Origin of the sequence: Sulfitobacter sp. 1A13368 (assembly GCF_043557275.1) — a bacterium.
Lineage (GTDB): Bacteria > Pseudomonadota > Alphaproteobacteria > Rhodobacterales > Rhodobacteraceae > Sulfitobacter > Sulfitobacter faviae.
This window is the reverse complement of sequence record NZ_JBIFFR010000002.1, coordinates 254,633-276,148: the sequence shown is the minus strand read 5'-3', so window position 1 is coordinate 276,148 and position 21,516 is coordinate 254,633. Positions and strand designations below refer to the sequence as shown.

Genomic DNA, 21,516 nt, shown 5'->3' with positions numbered 1-21,516 from the left:
AACTCACTCCCGCGCGGCCTGTTTGGGACGCAGAACCGGGGTGACATTTTCCCCCGCGCCGGGCTCTGGCTCGGCGTTGATTTCGGGGGCATCCTCGGCTTGGGTTGTCGACTCTTGGTCAGGCTCCCCCTGCGGCGTCTCGGATGCTATCGGAGACGTTTCCGACGTCTCGCCCTCCGCCGTTTCCTCATTCGTTTCAGTGGCTTCGCCCGGAAGCGCGCCAGCCTCCATCCCAAATGCCGCGCGGATCGCGGCTTGGGTGCCATCGCCATAAAGCCCGTCGATCGCACCGTCGTAGAACCCGGAATCCGACAGCTTGCGTTGCAGTGCTTTACGGGTGTCGCTGTCGAACAAACGCGGCTCCTCCTGCATCAGCCCCAGCAAGGTGCCATCCCCCGCCCGCAGCGCACGATAGAGGTAGAGCGCGGCATCCGCCGCCCCGCGCCCCGGCACTTTGTCATCGTCGATCATCGCAGCAAAGTTGAACATCGCAGCAGGGTGTCGCCTGTCGGCTGCACGGCGGAAGTAATCGAGCGCCAGTTCGGGGTCGGCCTTCTGCCCCAATTCGCCCTGCAAATGGATGAAGCCCAGATCGTTCAACGCCCCGGCATGGCCCCGCTCGGCAGCGTCGCGATAAAGCTGCATCGCGCGGTCCTCGTCGGGCTCTACCCCTCGGCCCTCTTCGTAAAGCTGGGCCAGTTGATACCGCGCCTCGGCTGAGCCGGTCTCAATCGCGCGCATGAGCTGCGCCGCCGCATTCTGCGGATCATAGCGCGGATCGTCGGGATCGCTTTGCAGGGCGGCGAGGCCGAGTTGTGAGCGGGTATCGCCCTGCCCCGCCAATTCGGCCAAACGCTGGCCCTGTGTCTCGTTCAAATCGGCCCAGCCCCCCGGGGCCGCCTCCCCGTCACCGCTGCCGAGGAAGAATGGCATGGGGTTCAGCCGCCCATAGCGCCGCGCTGAGAGGCTGCCACCGCTGCGGCTGCGCAAAACCGCGCGGAAATCATCCAGCATGGCCCCGACCTCGACCTCCGGCTGGACCAAAACCTCGGCCAGCGTTTCGGCGAAAAGGCCCGCGTTTTCACCACCCTCATCACAAGCGCCCACCTCGCCAGAAGTCACGACCAAGGTGCCAAGGCGTGGCTCAGGCGGTGGCAAGGGCGCGGTGGCTTGCTGCGGGGCGGCGTGGCAGTTGTCGAGCAGAACAAGCCGTATCTGCCGGGCCTTGCCCGCCGCACGCAGGAGCGCAGGCAGGGCCACCCCCTCGCGCCGCAGTGCCGAGGCCGGGGCCAAGGGCGCGTCGACCGGGATCAGATAGCTCTGCCCGCCGGAGGCGACACGGCGGCCTGCGTAGTAAATCAGGGCGATATCCGCTGTTTCGGCCTGAAAGGCAAAGTCGGAAAGCGCTTGTTTGAACGCCGCGCTCTCAGCGTCGATCAGCGTGGTGACGTCAAAGCCCTGCCCCTCCAGCGCCTTGGTCAGCCGCACCGCATCCGCGCGCGGACCGTCAAGCGCGGCGGCATCCTCATAGGCCGAGTTCCCGATGACCATCGCCACACGGTCTTGCGCTGCCGCGGCGAAGGGCAGGAACAACATCAGCAGAAGCGCGGTCAGACGCATATGGCAGGATCCTTTCGGTCAGCTTCGGTTGGGCAGCGCCGCCCATTGACCTATGCTGGCAGGAAAAGGTTTCCACCATCGTAACAGTTTGAAATGAATCCGACCTTGGCCCACCCCCTCAGGCGTTGGGCCAAGTCTCTTCGATCTCGCGGTCTTCTTCCGGCACGTTCAATGTGGCCCAAGTATCCCCATCCGGCAGTTCGGGCGGATGCGGCAGGCAATCGCGGCGGTGGATATTCGCCTTGGCCATGAAATTGGCCGAGACCGGCGCGGTGACAAAGATGAAGGCCATGATCAGCAGCTCATGCAGCGACCCCGTGCCCGAAAGGAAAGAGTTCACCATGGCCGCCAGCAGATAGGCCCCGATCCCCAGCGTCGCGGCCTTGGTCGGCGCGTGCAGACGGGTCATGGGATCATTCAGCTTGAGCAGGCCAATCCCGGCGACAAGCACAAAGAAACTGCCGATCACCAGCAGCGCGATAACGAAATAGGTGGCGATGACGTCGGGGCTCATTCGATGATATCTCCGCGCAGAACGAAACGGGCATAGGCCACGGTCGAGACGAAGCCGAGCATGGCGATGATCAGCGCGGCCTCGAAATAGATCTGCGTGCCCTGTAGGATGCCCAGCAAAACGATGATGCCGATGGCGTTGATGAACATCGTGTCCAGCGCCAGAATGCGGTCCCCGGTGCCAGGGCCGATCCACAAACGGATCATCGCCATGAACTGCGCGATGGCGACGAGGGTCAGCGCGCCGTAGAGCGCCAGCGTCAAAAGGTCGGTCGCTTGGGTCATACGAAAATCTCCTTCAAGCGGCGTTCGTAGCGGTCTTTGATCTCATCACGCACCGCGTCGGGGTCGCTCGCGTCCAGCGCGTGTACCAAAAGGTAGCGCCCGTTGTCCGACAGGTCCGCCGAGACGGTGCCGGGGGTCAGCGTGATGGTGCCCATCAGGATCGTGATCGCCTCGGGTTCTTTCAGGTCCAGCGGCACGACAACCCAAGCGGGCGACATGCTGGCGTTGGATTTGGTCAGGATGATCCAGGCCACTTGAATATTGGCAATAACGATGTCCCAGATCACCAAAAGCACATAGGCCAGCATCCGCAGCGGGCGGATGCCCTGCGCGCGGTCGGTCCACCAGCGCGCGGTCAGGATCGGGATCACGATGCCAAGGATCAGGCCAAAGACCAACATGCCTGCGCTGAACTTGTTTTGCAGCAGGATCCACACCGCCGTCAGCAGCAGGGTCAGAAACGGGTGCGGCAAAAGCCAACGGATCGGTCGCATCATGTCAATGGGCCTCCTCTTTGCCGTCCGACAGTTTGCCGGGGGTCTCCAACACGGTGGTCAGGTAACGTTCCGGCCCGAACAATTGCTTTGAAATCGCGGTGGCATATTGGGTGGCCGGTCCGGCCAGCAGGGTATGTGCCACCAGCAGGGCCAAGAGCCCGCCCACCGCGACATAGCTCAGCGCCGAGGGGCGCTCGGCCGGGGTTGCCCCCTCCTCCGGCGTGACGCTGCGCGCTTTCCAGAAGACCACGCTGCCCGCGCGGCCAAAGCCCACGAGGCTCAAAAGGCTCGCGCCCAAGATAACGGCCCAGATCCAGACCCAAGCATCACTGGCGGCGGCGGCATCCATGATCAGCAGCTTGCCCAGAAAGCCCGAGAGCGGCGGCACGCCGACCATGGCGATGGCGGCAACAAAGAACAAGGCCGAAGTCAGCTTGGCCCCCGCCACCTGCGGCTGCGCCGTCAGGTCAAGGTTGTCGCGCCCTGCCCGCGCCAGATCGGCAATCAGGAACAGCGCGCCCGCGGCCAGTGTCGAATGCACGATATAATAAAGCGCCGCGGCGATCCCCTCGGGCGTGAACAGCGCGATCGAGATCATCACCATGCCCATGGAGCCGATGACGGAAAAGGCCACCATACGGTCCAACTGTTTGGCCGCCAGTACGCCGATCATGCCAAGCGCCAGCGACAGCAGTGCGGCAGGTAGCAGCCATGTCGTGTGCAGATCCGCCGTCACGGCCAGTTCTGGCGGGAAGATCAGCGTATAGACGCGGATGATCGCATAGGCGCCGACCTTGGTCATGATAGCGAAAAGCGCCGCCACCGGGCCGGGCGCTTCGGCATAGCTCGACGGGAGCCAGAAATGCAGCGGCACCACAGCGGCTTTGACCGCGAAGACCATCAAGAGCAGCACCGCCGCGATGCGGATGCCCACGGTCGCGCCTGCGTCGATCAGGGCAACGCGCTGCGCCAGATCGGCCATGTTGAGCGTTCCCGTCTCGGCATAGATGGCGCCAAGCGCAAAGAGAAACAGCGTCGAGCCCAGCAGGTTATAGAGCACATATTGCACCCCCGCCCGCAGGCGCGGCGTGCCACCGGCGTGGATCATCAACCCGTAGGAGGCGATCAGCAGCACTTCGAAAAAGACGAAGAGGTTGAAAAGGTCGCCCGTCAGGAAGGCGCCCATGATCCCCATCAGCTGGAACTGGAACAGCGCATGAAAATGCCGCCCGCGTTCGTCCCATTTGGAGCCGATGACATAGAGCAGTACAAACAGCGCCAGCACCGCCGTCAGCGTGACCATCAGCGTCGACAGGCGGTCGCCGACCAGCACGATGCCAAAGGGCGCGGCCCAATCGCTGAGACGGTAGAGCATGACATTGCCGCTCGCCGCCTCGACAGAGAGGCCAAGCCCCACGACGACCAGCGCAAGCGCGCCAAACAGCGACAGCACCCGCTGGATGGTGATGTGATAGCGTGCGGCCAGAATGATGAAAGGCGCGATAAACGCAGGCAGCACGATGGGCAGGATCAGCCAATGGGTCATGTGCGGTCCTCCGCCTTGGTATCGGTCAGCGGCTCGTCCACATGATCGTCCTTATTGCCCAGATAGGCCCCGAGGGCGATCATCACCACCACGGCGGTCATGCCAAAGGAAATCACGATGGCGGTCAGCACCAGCGCTTGGGGCAGCGGATCGGTATAGCGCGCGGCATCGCTCAGGATCGGCGGCGCGCCCACGGTCAAACGGCCCGAGGCAAAGAGAAAGACGTTCACCGCATAGGTCAGCAGCGATGTGCCCATGATGACGGGAAAGCTCCGCAAGCGCAGCACGAGATAGAGGCCAGAGGCCGTCAGGATGCCGATGGCGGATGCGACGAGAAGTTCCATGCTATGCCTCCGCCTTGGTGTTGTCTTCGCGCGATGGGTCGATGTCCATCGGGTGATCGGCCTCGGGCACATGCGCCCGGCGCGCCAGCCGCGAGAAGCTTTCGAGCGACAGCATCACCGCCCCCACTACGGCAAGGAACACGCCCAGATCGAACAGCGCCGCCGTCGCCAGTTCGAACTTGTCGAAGGGCGGGATGCGCACATAGGTGAAGTCCGACGTGAGGAAGGGTTTGGCAAAGAGCCACGATCCGATCCCCGTCAGCCCCGCGATCAAGACGCCGGTGCCGATGATCCCATGATAGGGATAACGCAGCCGTGCCGAGGCCCAGGCAAAGCCGCTGGCCATATATTGCATCACCACAGCGATGGAGACGATCAGACCGGCGATGAAACCGCCGCCCGGCTCGTTATGGCCGCGCAGGAAGATGTAGAAACCCACCATCAGCACCACCGGCATGATCACGCGGGTCATCACCACCATCATCATCGGGTGCCGGTCGCCCGCGCGCGGCTGGTCGGGCTTGCGGTTCAGCAAACGCGCCCGCACCGGGCCCGAGAGCAGCGTCTCGGTCAGCGCGTAGATCAGCAGGGCGGCAATGCCCAGCACGATGATCTCACCATAGGTGTCAAAGCCCCGGAAATCGACGAGGATCACGTTCACCACATTGGTGCCGCCGCCGCCCTTGTAGGAGTTGGCGAGGTGGAATTCGGAAATGCTCGGCGCCACGGTGTCGCGCAGCAGGTAGTGATAGGACAGTGCCATGGTCGCCGCCCCCGCCGCGAGGGAGACGACAACGTCCCGCGTCCGGCGCAGCACGCTGCTTTCGATCGGTGTGCGGTTGGGCAGGAAGTTCAGCGCCAAGAGCAGCAGGATGATCGTCACCACCTCGACCGTCAGCTGGGTCATCGCCAAGTCAGGCGCGCTGAAGAAAACGAAACCAGCCGATACGATCAGCCCGACGATGCCGATCAGGATCAGTGACAACAGACGGTTGCGGTGCAGGAAGACAAGGCCGCAGGCCGCCGCGACCAGCATCAGCCAGCCCGCGATCTGCACGGCGTTCGTCGGTTGCAGCGCGCGGCTCGCCGCGCCCACCGTGCCGGTGGCCCAAGCGTAATAGCCCACGCCCACGACGGTCACCGCCATCACGGCGGCATAGCGTGAGAAAGCCCCGTTGTGCAGCCGCAGCGATACCGCCTGCGACAGGCCGACAGACGCCGCGATGATCCGGTCAAAGATGCGCTTGGCTTCGGGCCGGGGTGCGGCATCCCAGACGCGCAGCAAGGGGGTGAAGAGCGCAAGCAGGATCAGCCCGCCCACGACCGCGATGATCGACATATAAAGCGCCGGACCCAGCCCGTGCCAGATTTTGAAATGCGCAGAAGACATCTCGGCCGCATCGCCAAGGACAGAAACGGTCACCAGCTTGACGAAAGGCTCGGCCAGAAACGGCGCGAGGCCGATCACCACCACGGGGATGATCAAGAGCGCTGGCGGCAGCCAGAGGCCGGGCTTGGGGTCATGCGGATGGTCGGGATAGTCGTCGCGCTCTTTGCCAAGGAAAGTATGGCCGATCAGCCGGAAGCTATAGGCCGCAGAGAAGAGCGCGCCAAAGGTCGCAAGCGCAGGCACCAGCCACGGCAGATCGAAAAGCGTGGTGTGCAGCGTCTCTTCCAGCATCATCTCTTTCGACAGGAAGCCATTGAACAGCGGGATTCCCGCCATCGAAAGCGACGCCAGCGTGGCGATCACGAAGGTCACCGGCATCAGATGCCGCAGTCCGCCCAAACGGCGGATGTCGCGCGTATGCACCGCGTGATCCACGATCCCCGCCGACATAAAGAGTGCCGCCTTGAAGGTCGCGTGGTTCAGGATGTGAAACACCGCCGCCAGCGCGCCAAAGGCCGTGCCAGTGCCCAGAAGCATGGTAATCAGACCAAGGTGACTGACGGTCGAGAAAGCCAAGAGCGCCTTCAGGTCATGTTTGAACAGCGCGATCACCGCACCCAGCACCATGGTGATCAGCCCCGCCGTGGTGACGATGACGAACCACTCCGGCGTGCCCGAAAGCACCGGCCACATCCGCGCCATGAGGAAGATCCCCGCCTTCACCATCGTGGCGGAGTGCAGATAGGCCGAGACCGGCGTGGGCGCGGCCATGGCGTGGGGCAGCCAGAAGTGGAAGGGAAACTGCGCCGATTTGGTGAAACAGCCCAGCAGGATCAGGATCAGCGCAGGCAGATAGAGCGGCGAGGCTTGGATCGCCTCGCGGTTTTCCAAGATCACGCTCAGGTCATAGCTGCCGACGATCTGCCCCAGCAGCAGCATGCCACCGATCATGGCAAGCCCGCCCATGCCCGTCACGGTCAGCGCCATCCGCGCGCCTTGGCGGCCTTCGGGGAGATGCTTCCAATAGCCGATCAGCAGGAAGGAGGACAGCGAGGTCAGCTCCCAAAAGATCAGCAGGATCAACACGTTATCACTTAGAACGATGCCGACCATCGCACCTTGGAAGAGCAAGAGATAGGTGAAAAACTCACCCATATGATCGTCGCGCGACAGGTAAGAACGCGCATAGGCGATGATGAGCAGACCGATGCCAAGGATCAGACAGGCAAAGAAAAAGCCAAGACTGTCGAGCATCAAGGTCAGGTTCAGACCAAGCTGCGGAATCCAATCAACCCGCGCGGTCAGCACTTCTCCGGCCAGCACGGCGGGCAGATGGGTGAGCAGGCCCACAAAGGCCACGAGGGTAACCATGAAGGTGACCCCGGCGCAGGCTTGGCGCCCTGCGGAATTCATCAGTCCGGGTAGCAAAGCACCAAGGAAAGGCAAGGCAACGATAAGGAAGAGGGACACGCGAACTCCTGATCTAGCGGACTGAAAGGTCACCACGTTCTGTAGAAATTTTCCCGGCACCTCAAGCGAAACCGGGTATTAAACGCCAGATTGTCGCAGGTTACGCCCCCCCGCCCTGCCCCGTGGGAGGGGGATGCCCGTGCCTTTGCCCGTCCGACAGTCCCCCTCGGGCCGTGTCACTCCGGTTGGAAGAGGTCCCGGTAGTTTTCGCGCAGCACGTTCTTCTGCACCTTGCCCATCGTGTTGCGCGGCAGTTCCGGCAGCACGATCAACTTTTGGGGCTGTTTGAACTTGGCCAGCGATCCGGCCACGTCGGCGGCGATCTGCTCCAGATCCAGTTCCACACCCCGGCGTGCCACCAGCACCGCCACGACGCTTTCGCCGAAATCGGGGTGCGGTACGCCGATCACCGCGCTTTCCAACACGCCCGGTTGGTCGTCGAGCAGCAGTTCGACCTCCTTGGGGTAGATGTTATAGCCGCCTGAAATGATCAGATCCTTGTCGCGGCCCACGATGGTGACATAGCCATCCGCATCGCGCCGCCCCAGATCGCCGGTGATGAAAAACCCGTCTTCGCGCAATTCGGCGGCAGTCTTCTCGGGCATTTGCCAATAGCCCTTGAAGACATTCGGCCCCCGAACTTCGATGCTGCCGATCTCGCCATCCGGCAGGGTCGCACCGGTTTCGGGGTCGGTGATCTTCAACTCCACATCCGGCAGCGGCAGGCCCACGGTGCCCGCACGGCGCTCGCCCTCATAGGGGTTACTGGTGTTCATATTGGTCTCGGTCATGCCGTAACGCTCAAGGATACGGTGGCCAGTCCGGGTCTCGAAATCCACATGGGTTTCCGCCAACAGCGGGGCGGAGCCCGAGATGAACAGCCGCATATTCGCCGCCGTCTCGCTGGTAAAACGCGCGTCGTCCAACAGCCGGGTGTAGAAGGTGGGCACCCCCATCATCGCGGTGGCATGGGGCATCCGGTCGATCAATCGGTCGATGTCGAGCTTGGGCATAAAGATCATCGCGCCCCCCGCCACCAGCGTCACATTGGTCGCCACGAACAGCCCGTGGGTATGGAAGATCGGCAGCGCATGGAGCAGCACATCCGCATTGGTAAAACGCCACAGATCGGCCAGCGTCTGCGCGTTGGACAAAAGGTTCGCCTGCGTCAGCATTGCCCCCTTTGAGCGCCCCGTCGTGCCGGAGGTATAGAGGAAGGCCGCCAGATCATCAGCCCCACGCGCGACGGTCTCGAACTGATCGGGGGCCGAGGCTGCGCGGTCCGCAAAGCTGCCATCGTTTTCGGTGCCCAGCGTCTCAAGCTGGCAGCCCGTGTCCTTGGCCAGCGGCGCCATCTCATTGCGCCGCGCAGGCTGGCAGACGAAAGCCGCCGCCCCGCTGTCGGTCACGAAATAGCGCACCTCATCCGCCGTATAGGCCGGGTTCAGCGGCAGAAAGATCACCCCCGCCTGCACGCAAGCGGCATAGAGCGCCAGCGCATCCGCGGATTTGTCGATCTGCACCGCGAGCCGGTCACCCGGCTTCACCCCCAGCCCAGACAGCACATTGGCAAAGCGGCCCGCCCGGCTCAGAAAGCCCGCATGGGTCAGCGTCACCCCGCCCTCAAGGTGCAAAAAGGCGGTCGTCTTGCCAGCGTGACGGCCAAACAGAGTGTCATAAAGGGGGTTTGCCATCACGGTGCTCCTCACGTGTTGTTCTTGGGAAAGCCGATTGCCTCCTCGCCGGATTACAATCGTATTACGCAGGGTAATGCAAGCGGGCGGAGGGCTGCGTGCGGCTGCGGTGAGGGGAAATGTTGAACCGAGGCAATAGCTTGTAGGGCGACGCTCGGACGCGTCGCCCTGCGGATTAGCGGCCCATTAAGCCCGGCAACCAAGTACCGATGCCCGGCAGCCAGACGACCAGCGCCAGCACGAAGAGCTTGATTAACAAAAAGGGCATCACCGAGGCATAGATTTGCGGCATCCGGATCTCTTCGGGCGCCACGCCCCGCATGACGAAGAGAAGCAGCCCGAAAGGCGGAGTCAGCAGACCGATCTCCATGGTCAGTAGGTAAACCACGCCGAGGGTCAGCTCGTTGATCTCCATCGCGCCCGCCAAGGGCACGAAAACCGGGACCGTCACCATCAACATCGACACTTGATCGATGAAACACCCCAGAAACAGCAGGATCGCGATCATCCCCAAAAGCACCATCAAAGGCGTCGGATCGACGGCGTTGATTGCATTGATCAGCCCGTTGGTCGCGCCAGAAAAGCTTAGCACCTGCGCAAAGGTCTGGCTCGCCGCAATGATGAACAGGATCATCACCGACAGTTTCAGCGTCTCCATCAGAGCACGGCCCATCTTCTCCCAACTCAAGGCCCGATAGGCTGCCCCGATGATCACCGCCGTGATACTGCCCAGCGCAGCGCTCTCCGTGGGTGTGGCGATCCCTGCCAGCAAAGAGCCGATTACCACCGCGAAAAGTACCGTCAGCGGCAAGACATAGATCGCAAAAGGCGTCCACCGGTCGCGCAGCGACATATCCTCGTAAACATCGGGCGGCGCGACCTTTGGGTCCAATACACTGCGCCCCACCACATAGGCCACAAAAAGCACCGCCAGCAGCAGGGCCGGAAGTACCCCCGCGATCAGCAGCCCCGCGATAGAAATACCGGCGAGCGAGCCCACCAGAACCGCCAGCGCCGACGGTGGGATCAGCATCGCAATCGCCCCCGAAGCCATGATCGGCCCCATGGCCATCGACGGGTGGTAGCCGCGTTTCAGCATCCCCGGAAGCAGCGTGCCGCCCAGCATCGCGGTATTGGCGATGGTCGAGCCTGAGAGTGCCGCAAAGATCGTGCCGCCAAAGATCGTCACCACTGACATGCGGCCCGGGATCCGCGTCACCACCCGCTCGATGGCGTCGATGGCGCGGTGCGCCACCCCGGTCTGGAAGAGAATCTCCCCCATCAGGATGAACAGGGGTATCGGGGCAAGCTGGAAATTCGCCACCGATTGCGCCGAGTTGCGCGCCAGCTGCAGAATGCCACGTTCGCCACCCAGCACGAAGTATGCGCCCACGGTGGTCACGGCGATAAAGGCAAAGGCGACCGGCAAGCCGATCAGCAAAAGCACCGCGAGGCTGCCCAGCATGAGCGTCAGGATCAAAGCCCAATCCATCTCAAAGACCACTCAGACTACGCTCGGCCGTTTCCGGATAGAAAAGGCGGCGGATAAAAATAATCGTGCAAAGCGCCAATGACAGCGGCACAAAGGCCAGCATCCACCATTCCGGGATGACGAATGACGTGCGGATCATTGACCCCCGGGCGGCCGACGCCAGCACCGCTTGCAATCCGTACCACCCCAACACCCCCGCCGTGACAGCGCCGATGGCGCTAGTAAGACGGGTGAGCACATAGGCCGTGCGTGGCGCAAGATTGCTGGTGATCAGATCGACCTTCACATGGCCACCGATCGACAGCACCCAGGGCGCGCCAAGGAGGGTGGCGATCATCAGCGCGTATTGGATAGCATCCAGCGCGCCATAGACCACCGGCAGGCCAAGATTGCGCAGCACAACATTGAGAGCGATGAACACCGCGATCACCCCGAGGATACCAGCCGAAAAGACGGCCAGCCCCCGGAGTGTCCGGTCAAACATTCTAGAGATCATTGGAGGATCACTTGGTCATGCAGGCGCGCATCTGCTGCGCAAGATCGGCATCGACCTCTTCCACCGCGGCCCAACCGGCATCGCGGGCGGCAGCGATCCAAGTCTCGGCATCGGCCTCGCCGAAGGTGATCGTCTCGATACCCGCCTCGGCCTGCGCCGCATATTCCGAGGCGTTGCGATCCGCGTTGTCGTTGTTCAGCTCTTCCATCCAAGCGGCACCTTCGGCCAGCTTGGCGCGCTGCGCCTCCGTTAGCCCGTTCCAAGTATCAAGGTTCACCAGCACGTTGACATCGACGTTGTAAAAGCTCGGGTCGACACGGTATTTCGTCTGCTCGTCCCAACCAAGGTCCAGCACCCCCTGCGAGGGCCAGCCGTAGCCGTCAATCGCACCACGCTCCAGCGCGCTGTAGACCTCGCCCGGCGCGGTCCGCACGAGGTTGGCACCAAGCTGCGTAAACATCGCTTGGTAAACCGGCGTGGTGCGGATGGTCAGACCGCTCAGATCCGGCCCCTCGACCGGTTTGGTGAGATAGAGGTGATAGCCGATCCCGTCGCCCGCATGGGCGAGGTATTTCACGTTCATCTGCTCTTGATGGATACGGTCGACCAGTTCATAGCAGCCATTGGCGCGCTGGTCTTGAATGGTGTTCTCGGCCAGATGCAGTGCGTCGCCGGTGGGCAGCAGGTTGGGGTAATAGGCCGTGGTGTTGTTGGCGATGTCGACGACGCCGGACTGCACCGCATTGCCCAGTTCAAAAGGCGGCACGGCCTCAGGACCGCCGACCAGATTGATCTGCACGACCCCCTTGCCGTTCTCGTTGATCCACTCGACAAAGGACTCGAACTCGCGGCTAAAAGCGGTGCCAAGGGTAAAGGCCGAAACGGCGCGCAGGGTCACTTCTTCGGCCTGAGCGATGCTGCCGGTGGCAAATGTGCTGACGGCAAAGACCGCCGCGCTAAGCGTGGTTGTTGTTTTCATGGTCGTCTCCCAGTTGTGATCAAAAGCCCGCGATCTTTGCCTCGGTGCCCTCGCATGCAAATGCATAATATGTATCTGCATATAATTGGTAGCGACTAGATCTCCCTACGTCAATTTAATCTCGGCGCCACGGGGCTACCCCGCCCCCTCAGCAGCCCCCCGCGCAAATTGTCGCGGCATTAAGATAGATTAATGACGCCGCCCCGTTGAGAACATATATAGAACGCATGACCAAACAGACCCTCGATCAGAAACTGGCGATTCTCAGCGACGCGGCGAGATACGACGCCTCCTGCGCCTCCTCGGGCTCCACCAAACGCGACTCGCGCGATGGCAAGGGGCTGGGCTCCAATGAAGGCAGCGGCATCTGCCACGCCTATGCCCCGGACGGGCGGTGCATCAGCCTGCTCAAGATCCTGATGACGAATTTCTGCATCTACGATTGCAGCTATTGCATCAACCGCGTCTCCTCGAACGTGGAGCGCGCGCGCTTCAGCGTGGACGAGGTGGTGAAACTCACCATCGAGTTCTACCGCCGCAATTATATCGAGGGGCTGTTCCTCTCCTCGGGCGTGATCCGCTCACCCGATGCCACGATGTCGGACATGGTGCAGATCGCCCGCAAGCTGCGCCACGAGGAGAATTTTCGCGGCTACATCCACCTCAAGACGATCCCCGACGCCTCGCCTGAGTTGATCGAGGAAGCGGGCCGACTGGCCGACCGCCTGTCGATCAACGTGGAGCTGCCCACCGACAGCGCGGTGCAGCAATATGCGCCCGAGAAAAAGCCCGAGCAGATCCGCCGCGCCATGGCCAACGTGCGGATGACGAAAGAGGCGAGCAAAGATCAATCCTTCACCGGCAAGCGCCCGCCGCGCTTCGCGCCCGCGGGCCAGTCGACGCAGATGATCATCGGCGCGGATGGGTCAAACGATGCCACGGTGCTGGGGCAATCGACGCGGCTCTATTCCAGCTACAAGCTGAAACGGGTCTATTACTCCGCCTTTTCGCCCATTCCCGACAGTTCGTCGAAACTGCCGCTGATCCGCCCGCCCCTGCAACGCGAGCACCGGCTTTATCAGGCCGACTGGCTGCTGCGGTTCTACGACTTTCAACTGGATGAGATCACCTCCGTCACCCGCGACGGCAACCTTGATCTTGAGGTCGACCCCAAGCTCGCCTGGGCGCTGGTGCACCGCGAACACTTCCCGCTCGACGTCAACCGCGCCAGCCGCGAGATGCTGCTGCGGGTGCCGGGGTTCGGGGTGAAGACCGTCAACCGCATTCTCGCCGCCCGTCGCCATCGCGCGTTGCGCTACGAAGACCTGACCCGCATGGGCGCCTCGATGAAAAAGGCCCGCGCCTTTGTCACCGCGGGGGGCTGGACCCCCGGCGGCCTCACCGACAGCGCCGATCTGCGCGCGCGTTTCGCGCCGCCGCCCGAGCAATTGACCCTGTTCTGATGCACCGCGTCTCCCTGCCCCCCATCGGCACCGCCAAGGCATGGCGCGAGGCGGCGCGCGGCTTTCTGGCCGCGGGCGTGCCGCCCGAGCAGATCCTCTGGGGCAACCATGCCGCCGCCCCCGACCTGTTTGGCGAGGAAGCCGCGCCGACTACCAAGGGCCGCGTCGCGGTGCCGCGCAGCTTCGTGTCGATGGCCGAAACGGCGGTCTGGCACAGCGACCCGGAGCGTTTCGCGCGGCTTTATGCCTTCCTCTGGCGCGTGAAGGACGCGCCGCATCTGATGTCCGACCGGGGCGATGCCGACCTCGCCGTGCTGCGCGGGATGGAGAAGAACGTCCGCCGCTGTCAGCACAAGATGAAGGCCTTCGTCCGCTTCCGCGAGATCGGTGATCCAAACGCCCCGCGTCGCAGCTTCGCCGCATGGTTCGAGCCCACGCATCACACGGTGGAGCCCACGGCGGATTTCTTCGTGCGGCGGTTTTCCGACATGGACTGGCGCATCCTGACGCCCGATGTCTCGGCCATCTTCGAGGGCGGCAAGCTCAGCTTTCAGGAGGGCCACGCCAAGCCCGACCTGCCCGAGGACGCGGGCGAGCAGCTTTGGATCACCTACTTCCAGAACATCTTCAATCCCGCCCGCCTGATGGTGAAGGCGATGCAGTCGGAGATGCCCAAGAAATACTGGAAGAACATGCCCGAGGCCGCCTTCATTCCCCAGATGATCGCCGAGGCCCCGGCCCGCGCCCGGGCCATGGCCGAGGCCGCCCCGACCCTGCCGCCCGCGCGGATGGACCGGGTGCAGGCGCAGCTTTCGGCTTTTGAGTCCGCTTGGGACGGCCCGATGGAAGAGCTTCCGTCCGCGATACGCGCCTGCACCCGCTGCCCGCTGCATTGCCACGCCACGCAGGCCGTGCCCGGCGAAGGGCCGACGCATGCTGACCTGATGGTTGTGGGCGAACAACCCGGCGATCAGGAAGACCTCGCGGGCCGTCCCTTCGTCGGGCCGGCGGGGCAGATGTTTGACCGTGTGGCCGCCGAGGCTGGCCTCGACCGCGAGGCGGCTTTCGTCACCAATGCCGTCAAACATTTCAAATTCACCGCCCGCGGCAAACGCCGTATCCACCAGCGCCCCGAGACGCCCGAGATCGACCAATGCCGCTGGTGGATGAACGCCGAGGTGGCGCAGGTGCAGCCCAAGCTCATCCTCGCCATGGGCGCCACGGCGGCGCAGAGCCTGACCGGCAAGGGCGCGGGCATCCTGAAACGCCGCGGCACGATCGAGGCGGGGCCGGAGGGCATTCCGGTGCTGATCACCCTGCACCCCTCCTACCTTTTGCGCGTGCCCGATCCCCGCGTGCGCGAGGAGGCCGAGGCGCAGTTCCGCTCGGATCTGGCGATGGCAGCACGGATGATGGCGGAGGCGGCTTAATCCTCGGGGTCGATGACCTGCAAGGCACCATCCGGCAGCGGACGTTGCAACGTCGCAAGGTCGGCGGTCTCGGCGCTGAGCCACGTCTGCACCTCATTGGGCGTGGTCAGGATCACCGGCATCGCCTTGGGGTGCACGGCGGCGACCTCGGCATTGGGCTCGGTCGTCAGGAAGCCATAGAGGTTATCGGTGGTCTCCCCGTCCTTCAGTTTTCGCACGGAGGTCCACTGCGTCCAGACCCCGGCGAAAAAGGCCAGCGGGCGGTCCTCGCCAAGCGCGAACCAGACCGGGCGCGAACGCTCCCCGGGGCGGTTCAGCGGCTCGGAAAAGGCGGTGAAGGGCACCACGCAGCGATGCTCCCGCACCAGCCAGCGCCGCCAATGCGGTGAGGCGATGTTGCGGATGTTGGTGACGCCGCGGTCGGTCTTCTTGCCCTTGAGCGCGAAGGCCGGGGACGGCATGCCCCACCGCATCATCTCCAGCACCGGGCCGCTATCGCCATGGCGCACCACCGGGGCGGGGTAATCGGGGTAGATGCCGGGCATGGGCGGCAGATTGCCCGCCTGGTCGTCGATCCCGTCGAACCAGCCGCGGATCGCGTCCTGCCCCTTGGTCAGGGAATAAAGATTGCACATCGGTTGGCCCCCTTGCCGCCGTCGTCGGCTTATTAGATGCGGTTTTGCCCGCCCCCGGCAAGAGGCCACAGGAACTTTGACAGCACCGCAGTTCGTGATTTATAAATAGAACAAAATGTGAACATATGGAGTCGTGCATGACAACCGATTCTACATATGGGCAGGTCCTTACCCTGCCGCGGCGCAGGCCGTCGACACCGCTCGAACCGGGGGTTCTGGCCACGCATGCGCCGCTGACGGATGTCTTTCCGCAGGCCTTCGCCAGTGCTTCGGCCAGTGGCTTCGTCCTGTCGCTGCTGCCACGCGGCAAGGGGCCGGTGCTTTGGGTGCAGGACTTCCTGTCGCGGCGCGAAAACGGCGCGCCCTATACCCCGAGCCTTGCAACTTTCGGGCTGGAGCAGCCGGTGCTGCTGGTCACCGCCAGCCATCCGCGCGACGTGCTCTGGACGATGGAGGAAGGCGCGGCCTGTGCCGGCCTCTCAGCCGTGGTGGGCGAGGTGCATGGCGGGCCGGAGGTGCTGGATTTCACCGCCACCAAGCGGCTGTCGCTCCGGGCCGAGGCTTCGGGGGTGCCGCTCTACCTCATCCGCAGTGGCGACCCCGGGGGCCTGAGTGCGGCGCGGATGCGTTGGCGCATTGCCTCCCTGCCCGCGCAGGCGCATCCCGACGATCCGCAGGCCCCGGGCGCGGCCCGCTGGGATCTGGAGCTGTTTCGCGCGCGCGGCCATGCGCCCGGCCGCTGGGTGGCCGATCATGAGCCCGACAAACGCCACAGCCCCCGCGCCGCGGATCGTCTCCGTCTGGTTCCCCGATCTGACGATGGAGCGTTGGCGCCGGGTGATCAGCCAATACCGCAGCGTTCCGGGGGATGAGGTCCCCGTTGTCCTGTCGCGTGACGGGACGCACGGGCCGGTGGTCCATGGGCTGAGCGCCGCCGCCCGCGCCCGGGGCATCGAGACGGGCGCGCGGGTGGTCGACGTGCAGGCGATCCACCCCGATCTGCATGTCGAGCCTGCCGATCTGGACGGCGATATCGCCCTCATCAAGCGGCTGGTGCATTGGGCGCGGCGCTGGTGCCCCTGGACCGCGCGGGACGTCGATCACGGGCTGCTGCTCGATGTGACCGGCTGCACGCATCTTTTCGGCGGCGAGGCGGCGATGCTGCGCGACATCCGCAGCCGCTTTGCCCTGCAGGGGCTGACCGCGCGCTGCGCCATGGCCCCCACCCCCGGTGCCGCGCAGGCGCTGGCGCGTTTCGGCTCCGGCGCGCAGATCTGCACCGCCGAGGACGTCGGCGCCGCCCTCGCCCCCCTGCCCGTCGCCGCCCTGCGGCTCGACGCCCAGACCACGCGGCTGCTGGACCGGCTTGGCCTCAAGACCATCGGCGCGCTGAGCGATCTGCCCCGCGCCGCGCTGATGCGCCGCTTCGCCAGCCTGAAGCCCGAGCGCAACCCGCTTATCCTGCTGGACAAAGCGCTCGGCAAGGCCGCCGATCCGCTCAACGCCCCGCCCGATCACCGTCATTTCATGGCCCGCAGCCGCCTGCCCGAACCGGTGCTCGACCCCGCCCCGCATCTGCCCGCGCTGGTCGAGGACCTCTGCGCGCAACTGGCCCGGGCGGAACTGGGCGCGCGGCGGCTGCGGCTGACCGTCTACCGCATCGACGGCGACTGGCGCGGCCTCGACACCGCCACCGCCCGCGCCAGCCGGGACGCCGCCCATCTGCGCCGGCTCTTCGACGGCAAGCTGGAGAATATCGACAGCGGCTTCGGCTTTGATCTTTTGACGCTGGAGGCGCTGGCCAGCGAGCCGCTGCCGCTGATGCAGGACCACCTCGACGGCAAGCGCGATCCCTCGGCCGACGTGGCTGGGCTTCTCGACCGTCTGGTGGCGAAACTGGGCAGCGACAAGGTGAACTGGCCGCAGTGGCGCGAGACCCACAAGCCCGAGGCGGTGGAGGAACGCGCCCCGGCGCTACAGGCCACCCCCACAGCCGCGCCGGTGCTGCTGCGCGAGCGCCCGCTGCGCCTCTTGACCCCGCCCGAGGAGGTGCGCGTGATCTACGCCGTGCCCGAAGGCCCGCCCTCGCAGTTCAACTGGCGCCGCGTCACCTACAAGACCACCCGCCACGCGGGGCCTGAGCGGATCGCCCCCGAATGGTGGCGCGACCGCCCCGGCACCCGGCTGCGCGATTACTATAAAGTGGAGGTCGCGGGCGGCCAGCGCTTCTGGCTCTACCGCGAGGGCGTGATCCACGACGGTCGCGGGGCCGAGCCGCGCTGGTTCCTGCACGGGATGTTCGCCTGATGCCGCAGCAGGAGGGACATAAGCGCCGCACCTTGGGCGAGGACGGTTTCGCCGCCCCCGCCCGCGCAGAATATGTGGAGTTCGGGCTGGCCAGTTGCTTTTCCTTCCTGCGCGCCGCCTCGGACGCCGTCGATCTGGTCGAGACGGCGCATCACCACGGCTACGACAGCCTCGGCATCGCGGATCACAACACGCTGGCGGGCGTGGTGCGGCTGCATGTAGAGGCCGAAAAGGCGCATATCCGCCCCCTGATCGGCGCGCGTCTGGTGCTGCTCTGCGGGACCGAGATCCTCGCCTATCCGCAGGACCGCGCCGCCTATGCGCGGCTCTCGACGCTTCTGTCGGCGGGCAAGATGCAATCGGTCGACGGCGAATGGCAGCAAAAGGGCGAGACCCATCTGACGCTGGAAATGCTGCAGGGGCATGCCGAAGGGCTGCACCTGATCGTCATGCCGCCCGAAAACCTCGACCTCTTCGCCGCGGGCCTGCCGCGGCTGCTGAAAGCGCTGCCGGGGATGCGCCATATCGGGGCGAGCTTCCTCTACCGCGGCGATGATCGCGCGCGGATCAACCGGCTGGATGCGCTGGCCCGCGCCCATGGGCTGAGGCTGCTTGCCACCAACGACGTGCTCTACCACGCCCGCCACCGCCGTCCGCTTCAGGACGTGATGGTGGCGATCCGCGAGGGCGTGATCGTGCCCAAGGCGGGCTACCTGCTGGCCGCCAATGCCGAGCGGCATCTGAAATCGCCTGAGGCGATGATCCGCCTCTTCGCCGACTGGCCCCATGCCATAGCCGAGACGCGCCGCTTGGCGGACAAGATCGACTTCCGCCTCACCGATCTGGCCTATGAATACCCCCATGAGATCGTCCCCGAAGGCCGCCCCCCGATGGAGGAACTCGCCCGCCTGACATGGGAAGGCGCGGCCCGGCGCTACCCCGAAGGCGTGCCCGAAGCGGTGAAAAAGACCATCGAGAAGGAATTCGCCCTGATCTCCTCCAAGAAGATCGCGCGCTATTTCCTGACCATCTACGACATCGTCCGCTTCGCCCGCGAGGAGGCCGAGCCGCCGATCCTTTGTCAGGGGCGCGGCTCGGCGGCCAACTCCGCCGTCTGTTTCTGCCTCGGCATCACCTCGGTCGACCCGGCGGTGCATGACCTGCTCTTCGAGCGGTTCCTCAGCGAGGAACGCGACGAGCCGCCCGATATCGACGTCGATTTCGAGCATGAGCGGCGCGAGGAAGTCATCCAGTACATGTACGGCAAATACGGCCGCCACCGCGCCGGGCTCTGCGCCACGGTGATCCACTACCGCCCGCGCTCGGCCATCCGCGAGGTCGGCAAGGCGATGGGGCTTTCCGAAGACGTGACCTCGAAACTCGCCGGCACCGTCTGGGGCAGTTTCGAGGGTGAGATGGATGATGCCCGCGCCCGCGAGGCGGGGCTGGACCTGTCGGACCCCTACCTGCGCATGGTGCTGAAACTCGCCTCCCAGATGATCGGCATGCCGCGGCACCTGAGCCAGCACGTCGGCGGCTTCATTCTGACCGAACGCCCCCTGACCGAGATCGTGCCCATCGGCAACGGCGCCATGCCCGAGCGCAGTTTCATCGAATGGGACAAGGACGACATCGACGCTTTGCAGATCTTCAAGGTCGATATCCTCGCGCTCGGCATGCTGACCTGCATCGCCAAGTGCTTCGACCTGATCGAGGCGCATTACGACCGCCCGCTGGAACTGGCCACGGTGCCGGTGGAGGATCACGAGGACGACGCCACGGGGCGACCGACCTACGACATGCTCTGCCGCGGCGACAGCCTTGGTGTCTTTCAGGTGGAAAGCCGCGCGCAGATGGCCATGCTGCCAAAACTGCGCCCCCGCGTCTTCTATGATCTGGTGATCGAAGTCGCCATCGTCCGCCCCGGCCCCATTCAGGGCGACATGGTCCACCCCTACCTGCGCCGCCGTCAGGGGTTGGAGAGCGTCGTCTACCCCGCCCCCGGCCCGGCCTATCCGCAGGACGAGTTGTTCAGCATCCTCAGCCGGACGCTGGGCGTGCCGATCTTTCAGGAACAGGCGATGAAAATCTCCATCGACGCGGCGCGGTTCTCCCCCGCCGAGGCCAACGAGCTGCGCAAGGCCATGGCCACCTTCCGCTCGCGCGGGACGATCGAGAAGCTGCAGGACAAGATGGTGGGCCGCATGACCAAACGCGGCTACGATCCGGTCTTCGCGCAGCGCTGTTTCGACCAGATCAAGGGCTTCGGCGAATACGGCTTTCCCGAGAGCCATGCCGCAAGCTTCGCCAAGCTGGTCTATGTCTCAAGTTGGATGAAATGCCACTACCCGGCGGCCTTTGCCTGCGCGCTCTTGAACTCGCAGCCGATGGGCTTCTACGCGCCGGCGCAGATCGTGCGCGACGCCCGCGAGCATCAGGTCGAGGTGCGCGATGTCGACGTGAACCTCTCGGACTGGAACTGCACGCTGGAGCCTTGTGGGGACGGTTTCGCCCTGCGGCTGGGGCTGCGCATGGTAGACGGGCTGCAGGAAAAGGCCGGCGCGCGGATCATGGACCGGCGCGACGCGCCTTACGCGGATGTCGAAGATCTCAAGACCCGCGCAGGCCTCGATGCCAAGGCGATCCGCCAGCTTGCCGCCGCCGACACGATGCGCAGCATGGGGATCGACCGGCGCCAAGCGCTCTGGCAGGCCCAAGGGCTGCGCGACGCGCCCGCCTTGCCGATCTTCGACCATGTCGAAGCCTCGGCCCGCGGCCCGGAGCCGGAGGTGCATCTGCCGGTGATGCCGAAGGCCGAGCAGGTGGTCGCCGATTACCAGACGCTGCGCCTGTCGCTGAAGGCGCATCCGATGTCCTTCTACCGCGGGAGCCTCGCCGCGCAGGGGTTCTCCTCGGCCCGGGACCTTTCGCGCATGGGCCACGGGCGGCGGGTAAAGCTGGCGGGGCTGGTGCTGGTGCGCCAGAAACCCGGCAGCGCCAAGGGGGTCTGTTTCATCACGCTGGAGGATGAGTTTGGCGTCGCCAACCTCGTGATCTGGCCAAACATGTTCAAGCTCTACCGTCCCACGATCATGTCGTCGCGGCTTCTGGTCGTGGAGGGCCGCGTGCAGACCGACGGGCGGGTGATACATGTGGTGGCCGAGCGGCTCGAGAACCGCTCTGACCGGCTGGCCGCGCTCTCGGAAGCACCGATGCCCGGCATCACGACGCGGGGCGATCACCCGACCCATCCGCTGCCCGGTCAGGTGGCCATGCACGGCCACCCGCGTGATGCCAAGGTGATCCCCAAATCGCGGGATTTTCATTAACGAATCCTCATGCAATGCATGAGGTA

17 protein-coding genes are annotated in these 21,516 nt (G+C 64.6%); 5 read left to right on the top strand and 12 right to left on the bottom strand.

Features of this window, described 5'->3' with window-relative positions:
* Window positions 1-3: 3 nt before the first annotated feature.
* The 11 genes from ACGYK4_RS04900 to dctP form a co-directional block, all read right to left on the bottom strand.
* On the bottom strand, window positions 4-1,620 hold the full coding sequence (locus ACGYK4_RS04900; RefSeq protein WP_394455365.1) for a caspase family protein: 1,617 nt from the start codon (window positions 1,618-1,620) through the stop codon (window positions 4-6).
* 118 nt (window positions 1,621-1,738) lie between these two features.
* Window positions 1,739-2,134, bottom strand: a complete 396-nt coding sequence (gene mnhG, locus ACGYK4_RS04895) for a monovalent cation/H(+) antiporter subunit G (RefSeq protein ID WP_394455364.1) — start codon at window positions 2,132-2,134, stop codon at window positions 1,739-1,741.
* A complete protein-coding gene (locus ACGYK4_RS04890; protein ID WP_067630872.1) occupies window positions 2,131-2,418 on the bottom strand; it encodes a K+/H+ antiporter subunit F in 288 nt (95 codons plus the stop codon). Before ACGYK4_RS04890 ends, mnhG begins: the two co-directional genes overlap by 4 nt.
* The gene (locus ACGYK4_RS04885) at window positions 2,415-2,915 is read right to left on the bottom strand and encodes a Na+/H+ antiporter subunit E (RefSeq protein ID WP_394455362.1); all 501 of its coding nucleotides are present in this window, start codon (window positions 2,913-2,915) and stop codon (window positions 2,415-2,417) included. The genes ACGYK4_RS04890 and ACGYK4_RS04885 overlap by 4 nt, the downstream gene beginning before the upstream one ends.
* Before the next feature lies 1 nt (window position 2,916).
* A complete protein-coding gene (locus ACGYK4_RS04880; RefSeq protein ID WP_067260933.1) occupies window positions 2,917-4,461 on the bottom strand; it encodes a monovalent cation/H+ antiporter subunit D in 1,545 nt (514 codons plus the stop codon).
* Entirely contained in the window at window positions 4,458-4,805 is a 348-nt protein-coding gene (locus tag ACGYK4_RS04875; protein ID WP_067260931.1) for a Na+/H+ antiporter subunit C, read from the bottom strand. The genes ACGYK4_RS04880 and ACGYK4_RS04875 overlap by 4 nt, the downstream gene beginning before the upstream one ends.
* Window position 4,806: 1 nt before the next feature.
* Window positions 4,807-7,665 carry a monovalent cation/H+ antiporter subunit A gene (locus ACGYK4_RS04870; RefSeq protein ID WP_394455361.1) on the bottom strand — a complete coding sequence of 953 codons (2,859 nt, stop codon included), beginning with the start codon at window positions 7,663-7,665 and terminating at the stop codon, window positions 4,807-4,809.
* Window positions 7,666-7,841: 176 nt separating this feature from the next.
* A complete protein-coding gene (locus ACGYK4_RS04865; RefSeq protein WP_394455360.1) occupies window positions 7,842-9,359 on the bottom strand; it encodes a malonyl-CoA synthase in 1,518 nt (505 codons plus the stop codon).
* A gap of 175 nt (window positions 9,360-9,534) precedes the next feature.
* A complete protein-coding gene (locus ACGYK4_RS04860; RefSeq protein WP_394455359.1) occupies window positions 9,535-10,839 on the bottom strand; it encodes a TRAP transporter large permease subunit in 1,305 nt (434 codons plus the stop codon).
* A gap of 13 nt (window positions 10,840-10,852) precedes the next feature.
* Window positions 10,853-11,335, bottom strand: coding sequence for a TRAP transporter small permease (locus tag ACGYK4_RS04855; RefSeq protein WP_394455357.1), 483 nt, complete (start codon window positions 11,333-11,335; stop codon window positions 10,853-10,855).
* 19 nt (window positions 11,336-11,354) lie between these two features.
* A complete protein-coding gene (dctP, locus tag ACGYK4_RS04850) occupies window positions 11,355-12,326 on the bottom strand; it encodes a TRAP transporter substrate-binding protein DctP (RefSeq protein WP_394455356.1) in 972 nt (323 codons plus the stop codon).
* A gap of 227 nt (window positions 12,327-12,553) precedes the next feature.
* Between dctP and ACGYK4_RS04845 the strand changes: the two genes are divergently transcribed.
* Window positions 12,554-13,789, top strand: coding sequence for a putative DNA modification/repair radical SAM protein (locus tag ACGYK4_RS04845; protein ID WP_394455354.1), 1,236 nt, complete (start codon window positions 12,554-12,556; stop codon window positions 13,787-13,789).
* Window positions 13,789-15,219 carry a UdgX family uracil-DNA binding protein gene (locus ACGYK4_RS04840; RefSeq protein ID WP_394455352.1) on the top strand — a complete coding sequence of 477 codons (1,431 nt, stop codon included), beginning with the start codon at window positions 13,789-13,791 and terminating at the stop codon, window positions 15,217-15,219. The genes ACGYK4_RS04845 and ACGYK4_RS04840 overlap by 1 nt, the downstream gene beginning before the upstream one ends.
* Here ACGYK4_RS04840 and ACGYK4_RS04835 read toward each other — a convergent pair.
* A complete protein-coding gene (locus ACGYK4_RS04835) occupies window positions 15,216-15,854 on the bottom strand; it encodes an SOS response-associated peptidase (RefSeq protein WP_394455351.1) in 639 nt (212 codons plus the stop codon). The two genes, ACGYK4_RS04840 and ACGYK4_RS04835, sit on opposite strands and share 4 nt — an antisense overlap.
* 137 nt (window positions 15,855-15,991) lie before the next feature.
* Between ACGYK4_RS04835 and ACGYK4_RS04830 the strand changes: the two genes are divergently transcribed.
* From ACGYK4_RS04830 to ACGYK4_RS04820, 3 genes are read left to right on the top strand one after another with little or no spacing between them, the layout of a single operon-like run.
* Window positions 15,992-16,726, top strand: coding sequence for an ImuA family protein (locus ACGYK4_RS04830; protein ID WP_394455349.1), 735 nt, complete (start codon window positions 15,992-15,994; stop codon window positions 16,724-16,726).
* Window positions 16,674-18,161, top strand: a complete 1,488-nt coding sequence (locus ACGYK4_RS04825) for a Y-family DNA polymerase (protein WP_394455771.1) — start codon at window positions 16,674-16,676, stop codon at window positions 18,159-18,161. The genes ACGYK4_RS04830 and ACGYK4_RS04825 overlap by 53 nt, the downstream gene beginning before the upstream one ends.
* The gene (locus ACGYK4_RS04820) at window positions 18,161-21,490 is read left to right on the top strand and encodes an error-prone DNA polymerase (RefSeq protein ID WP_394455347.1); all 3,330 of its coding nucleotides are present in this window, start codon (window positions 18,161-18,163) and stop codon (window positions 21,488-21,490) included. The genes ACGYK4_RS04825 and ACGYK4_RS04820 overlap by 1 nt, the downstream gene beginning before the upstream one ends.
* Window positions 21,491-21,516 lie beyond the last annotated feature (26 nt).